Raw genomic sequence first — 6,232 nt, 5'->3', positions numbered from 1 at the left:
TTGTCGTATAATGGACATAAGGGCATCTTCCTCCTGTCTGTTGTATGTTGTGGTGACTACATTATACAGGATTTGGGGAGGTGCTCTATTTTTTGTGCCTGAAAAGCCTTGAGCCCCAAGGGCTCTGAATTATGAAATTGACTCATATATATCAGAAAAAAATGGACACAGATTCACTACTTCGTTAATTAGGTACTAACTTTTACTTTCTGTAAGTTTATATAATATCTATTCAATTTTTTACGAACTCAAAACCTCCCCCTTTTTTATTAAGTACAGCTTATAACGGTTATGCATATACTGATTGCATAACGCATGAAGGGAATTGAGTGTGATTTACTATTTTCATCCAATCTGTACATGTCCACATTATGGAAATACACCAATGTATCATTATGGCGGACAATCAACTTACCTGACTACACCTTATGAATTTGGAACTTCCATGAGTAGTTATCTTTCCCCATATCTCCAAAACAATATTTCATTAAAAGATCATGGACCAAACCCTTTTGTAGTTAATATTAATGATGCAGCAAAACACAACGATGCATTTCGAACTACTTTATGGACGGGACACAATTTACAAGTTACTTTAATGTCCCTCGATGTAGGCGAATCAGTTGGTTTAGAAATGCATCCGAATGTCGATCAATTTTTACGTCTAGAACAGGGGCAGGGTTTTGTTCAAATGGGCAATCGTGAAAACACCTTAGATTTCGAAGAGTATGTCTATGATGATTCTGCAATTATTGTTCCTGCTGGAACTTGGCATAACTTAACGAATACTGGAGATATCCCTCTTAAGCTCTACTCTATCTACGCTCCGCCTGAACATCCTTTTGGTACCATTCATAATACAAAGGACGATGAGCAGAGTAACCACCACTAAACTATAGCCTTGCTACCTTTATTTAAAGGAATCCATATCATTTTTAACATCCGCAGCAGCACTCGAATGAAAATGTTCTCGGAACATTTCCATTCGTTTTTTTGTGCTTAAATATAACTTTTCCTGAGATAATTTCGATTTTATTTCGTTTAATTTGTTAGTAATTTGTCGATTGGGGTAAAGAAGTAGCATAATATGGAAACTTGCAAATATTACAACCATTTTTAGTCTCATTTTAATTTTAAGAACTTAAAAATTTCTTTAGACTTCTCCTTCACTTTGTTGTATAGTTTATTTAAATAAAGGTTGTACAAACCATTTACAATAAAAAGATTTTATTTGAGAGAAGTGATTGAAATTGAACTTTTTTAAAACCTACCTAGTTGCCGTACTCGTCTTTTTTATCATAGATATCGTTTGGCTCGTCTTTATCGCTAATAATTTGTATCAACAGAAGATTGGACACCTCATGAGTGAAAACATTAATTGGACAGCTGCGCTTCTTTTTTACCTGTTGTTCATTGCGGGAATGATCTTTTTTGTAATTAAACCGGCATTGACAAAAGAGAGCTGGATATACGCTTTACTTGTCGGAGGATTTTTCGGTTTAATTACCTACGCAACGTATGACATGACAAACCTTGCGACACTAAAAGATTGGTCACTTTATATTACGATTGTAGATATTATTTGGGGAACTCTACTGTGCTCAATAACGTCAGTAGTTACCTTTTTCATAATGAACTATTTTGGAGGTGTAAATATATGAGTATTCGTTTGATTGATAGTCAATTAATTTATCATGCTTTCCTTTCCGGAGCATCAGCAGTTATAAAGGAAAGAAATGAGTTGAACAAAATTAATGTTTTTCCTGTACCTGACGGGGACACTGGGACCAACTTGGCGTTCACAATGAACGCAATTATTGAAGAAGCACAGGTTTTTGAATCTACTAAGCAAACACTAGAATCAATTGCTGATGCAGCTTTAACAGGCGCAAGAGGAAATTCAGGAATTATTTTCGCCCAATTCATTAACGGTTTTTATTTAGGATTAGAAGATAAAAATGACATTTCAATTAGTAGTTTTTCTAACTCCGCAAAAGAAGCGGTCGACTATGCGCGGAATTCAATAACAAATCCTGTCGAGGGAACAATGATCACGGTTATGAAAGATTGGTCTGATTCCTTAGACGCACTGAAAGATATTACAGAGGATTTCACTGAAATTCTAACAAAATCATTACATGTTGCTCTAACCTCTGTAAAGAGCACTCCTGAAAAATTGAAAGTTTTGCGTGATTTTTCTGTAGTTGATGCGGGTGCAAAAGGATTTTTCTATTTCTTAGAAGGCTTTGCTAATTTTATTAAGTCAGGAAAAGTCGACATTTATCAATACAACTTAGATTCCGTATCAATCAATCTAGCTGAAAATCACTTACATGAAGATGTAGATTTGACTTATAGATTTTGTACAGAGGCCTTAATAAAAGGTGAAAACTTAAATTTAGATGATATTAAATTGGCATTGTCCGACTTGGGAAATTCCTTAGTAGTCGCTGGAAATAAGAACAAGGTACGCATTCATATGCATACTAATTTACCTGCTGAGATGATTCAAAGACTAAAGTTGTTTGGACAAGTCCTTCAACAAAAAGCAGATGACATGGTTAGGCAATATGAAGCTGGTTATAAAAGAAAGCATAAGATTGCCCTTGTCACAGACTCAATAGCTGATTTACCAAAAGAAATGCTAGACTACCATCAAATTCACATGCTTCCCTTAAATTTACTTGTGGATGACAGCGTGTATTTAGATAAAGTGACCATTCGTCCATCTTACTTATACGAGCTTATGGATGATTCAACTACTTATCCATCGTCATCGCAACCTACTCTAAAAGCTGCTGAAAATTTTTTAAATGGAATTGCATCCAATTATGATTCTGTCATCGTCGTCACGGTTTCTAGTAAAATGAGCGGAACCTTTAATACATTGAATCAAGCTGCTAGTAATTTATCCGAAAAAGGCCATCAAATATCCGTTATCGATTCAAAATTAAATTCAGGTGCTCAAGGATTAGTCGTTTTGAAAGCTGCTGAAGAAATAGAGGCAGGGAAACATTTTGAAGAGGTTATACAGGTTGTCGAAGATACTATAGAAAATACGACGATTTATGTAAGTATAGACACTTTAAAATATATGGTTCGTTCAGGGAGGCTTAAGAAAGTACAAGGTACCGCAGCAAAACTTCTTAATCTTAAACCCGTTGTCTCAATAGACAAAGAAGGTGAAGGTATCATCATTGGTAAAGTATTTAGTAAGAAAGCCAATATGAAAAAAATACTCAATTTAGTAAGACAACAACTAGAGTCCAAAGAAATTACAAGTTATGCAATTGTGCATGCAGATGCACAAGAAAAAGCATTGGATTTCGAAAAGATTTTCACGAATTTAATTGGTAGTAAACCCGCATACACTACAGATATCTCTTCCATCGTAGCGATGAACGCAGGTATAGGTTGTATCGCAATTTCTTTCACTACAAAATAAAAGGGGATTATTTCATGTCTAACATTTATGTATCAACACTTTTAGTATTACTAGGATTTTTTATACTTGCATTTACTATCGGGGTAGTTAGAAAGAATAATGGACTAGTAGATATCGCCTGGGGATTAGGCTTCGTTACAGTTGCCGTCTTCACTTTTTTCGCTTCTGAACTAATGACAGTTCGGTCGATCTTAGTCACCGTTCTTGTTTTACTGTGGGGACTTCGCTTAGCTTATTATTTATTTAAACGAAACTGGAATAAGCCAGAAGATTATCGATATGTAAATATGAGAAAACGATGGGGTTCCGGCTTTTCAAAATACCCTAAAATGTTTCTCAATGTTTATATTCTTCAATTGGTTCTATTATTTATCATTGCTCAGCCTATAATTAGTGTCAACACGTCTACTAATATCGGATTACGTTTACTCGATTATATCGGTTTAGCTCTTTGGATTATTGGTTACATATTTGAAGTGGTTGGCGACGGTCAGCTGAAAGCATTTATTAAAAGACCGGAAAACAAAGGAAAATTAATGACGAATGGCTTGTGGAAATATACACGGCATCCCAATTATTTCGGTGAGGCAGTGATGTGGTGGGGCATATATCTAATTACACTTTCCGTACCTAATGGATGGACAACCATATACAGTCCAATTGTCATAACCCTCCTTCTACTATTTGTATCAGGTGTCCCACTTTTGGAGAAGAGGTATAAGGAGCATCCTGAATGGCCAGCATATGTAAAGAAAACGAGTAAATTCATTCCCATGCCTCCAAAGAAAGTTTAGTATCTGTTTTCAGGCGTTATATTTGACCTTCATTGACCATACTATGTATGATAAAGTTACAGTTGTGACTTAAGAGTTACAACATAGTTTGAATACATCCACCTTGAAGGAGGAAATGGAATGGTTTTAATACCTACAGTAATTGAACAAACAAATCGCGGGGAGCGAGCGTACGATATCTATTCCCGTCTATTGAAAGACCGCATCATAATGCTCGGAAGTGCAATTGACGATAACGTTGCAAACGCTATCGTTGCTCAACTACTATTCCTAGAAGCAGAAGATCCTGACAAAGATATTTCAATTTATATCAATAGTCCAGGTGGAAGTATCACTGCTGGAATGGCAATCTTTGATACAATGCAATTTATCAAACCTGATATTCAAACAATCTGTATTGGAATGTCAGCATCGATGGGTGCATTCCTTCTGGCAGCAGGTACAAAAGGGAAACGTTATGCGCTCCCTAATGCAGAAGTGATGATTCACCAACCACTTGGCGGTGCACAAGGTCAGGCAACTGAAATTGAAATTGCAGCGAAGCGAATTCTTTTCCTTCGTGAAAAACTAAATGCTATTCTTGCTGAGCGTACAGGTCAGCCGATTGAAACACTAGCAAGAGATACAGACCGCGATAACTTTATGACTGCAGAACGTGCAAAAGAGTATGGTCTAATTGACCACATCATTACTCGCAGTGATATGAAAAAAGATAACTAAGCAAGCCAAATGCCGCTTCTAAATTTAGAAGCCACTGAAAAAATTTCGTTTTTAATATTTACGAGCGTAAGAAAAATCAAAAAGGAGTCAAATCGTTCGATTTTGAACGATTTGACTCCTTTTCTTTGGTTTTATTACCCCTTTTCATTTCATTAAAGTTTTTATCCGTTTTAGATTTATCGCGATGATTGCCATTGCTCCTTGCATTTGCATACCAAATAGACCCGTATGCGATGCAACATCGTAACCGTGTCTATGTTTAATTTCACTGTTTTTCGCCTCGATTTTATAGCGTGCTTTTGCTTTTTCTTTAAACTCCTCGCTATTTTGAAAGGCTTCTTGATCTTTATGTTCTGTCGATTTAATCGTTACGGAATAGGTTTTACTTTTAATGAGTTCTTTTTCCAATGCAATATCTACCGTTTTGTAACTGAGCATATCCAATAAACCCACATCTTTTAGGCGAAGTTTACGGAATTTCGTTAAAGAGCTTGGGTCGATGACAGCGTCCTCGGGTGCCAAATCTAAAAAGTATTTAAAAGACATATCTTATATTGAACGTTCGACTACGTCGACATCTGAAATATCAAAAATGGACTTCAGCAATAACTATTTAAACAAGCGAATCGGTGGCACTGCATTGCGACCGTTATCCAGGCAATATTTACTTTTTAATTCATCTAGAATAAACTTGAAATCAATGATTCACCAATTTGACGGAGCATATTTTCTTTTGGTACAACGAGATCGTAAATCGCCATATACGGGCTAAGCGTTAAGATTTCTTGATTCGAAATCATCTGGACACCACGTAGATTTAGTATGTTTATTATACAATGAAAAGGGGTCTATTTCTTGGTTTTATCAAGAAATAGACCTCGCATTATTTTGATTTCTATATTTATAGGTGGCTCCGTTGATTGGAGTGCAAGGCGGCGACTCTGGGAGGATCAGCGGGACAGGTGAAACAACCAACGGCAGCGAAGCGAACGGGTTGGTCCACCGCACGCCCTCCAGAACGCGACCGCCTGGAACGGAAATCAACAGTATACCAAAGTGAAACTAATATTATGGACTTTTCTTACGTTCAGTCAAGTGTTTTTCACACATTATTTACGAATATTATTTATTTGAGTCGGGATAAGTAGAAATCTAACGATTTAAGTTTTTTTTGCGTACACTAAATAAACCTGGTGAGTTCGTTTTTTTTCACATTGAGTGGTCCAAATAAATCACATGCGTTTTTTTTGAATTTAGCAATCTAAAGATGAAT

General features: G+C 36.2%; 5 protein-coding genes and 1 pseudogene. 5 read left to right on the top strand and 1 reads right to left on the bottom strand.

The genetic code is table 11. The annotated features are described in order from the left end of the window. The first annotated feature begins 385 nt into the window (after window positions 1–385). The 5 genes from ACXYMX_RS12790 (at window position 386) to clpP (ending at window position 4,959) form a co-directional block, all read left to right on the top strand. Window positions 386–892, top strand: a complete 507-nt coding sequence (locus ACXYMX_RS12790; protein WP_459044631.1) for a cupin domain-containing protein — start codon at window positions 386–388, stop codon at window positions 890–892. Between the two features lie 358 nt (window positions 893–1,250). After that, window positions 1,251–1,661, top strand: a complete 411-nt coding sequence (locus ACXYMX_RS12785) for a DUF2177 family protein (RefSeq protein WP_459044628.1) — start codon at window positions 1,251–1,253, stop codon at window positions 1,659–1,661. Then, window positions 1,658–3,445 (top strand): DAK2 domain-containing protein, encoded by a 1,788-nt coding sequence (locus ACXYMX_RS12780; RefSeq protein ID WP_459044627.1) that lies wholly within the window; start codon window positions 1,658–1,660, stop codon window positions 3,443–3,445. The genes ACXYMX_RS12785 and ACXYMX_RS12780 overlap by 4 nt, the downstream gene beginning before the upstream one ends. Before the next feature lie 14 nt (window positions 3,446–3,459). After that, window positions 3,460–4,239 carry a DUF1295 domain-containing protein gene (locus tag ACXYMX_RS12775; RefSeq protein ID WP_459044626.1) on the top strand — a complete coding sequence of 260 codons (780 nt, stop codon included), beginning with the start codon at window positions 3,460–3,462 and terminating at the stop codon, window positions 4,237–4,239. A 120-nt stretch (window positions 4,240–4,359) separates the two neighbouring features. Continuing rightward, window positions 4,360–4,959, top strand: coding sequence for an ATP-dependent Clp endopeptidase proteolytic subunit ClpP (gene clpP / locus ACXYMX_RS12770; protein ID WP_459044625.1), 600 nt, complete (start codon window positions 4,360–4,362; stop codon window positions 4,957–4,959). 144 nt (window positions 4,960–5,103) lie between these two features. Here the strand turns inward: clpP and ACXYMX_RS12765 are convergent. Next, window positions 5,104–5,759, bottom strand: a pseudogene (locus ACXYMX_RS12765) (transposase). Window positions 5,760–6,232 lie beyond the last annotated feature (473 nt).

It is taken from the genome of Sporosarcina sp. CAU 1771, from assembly GCF_054482775.1.
This window is presented reverse-complemented; position numbering and strand designations above follow the sequence as displayed.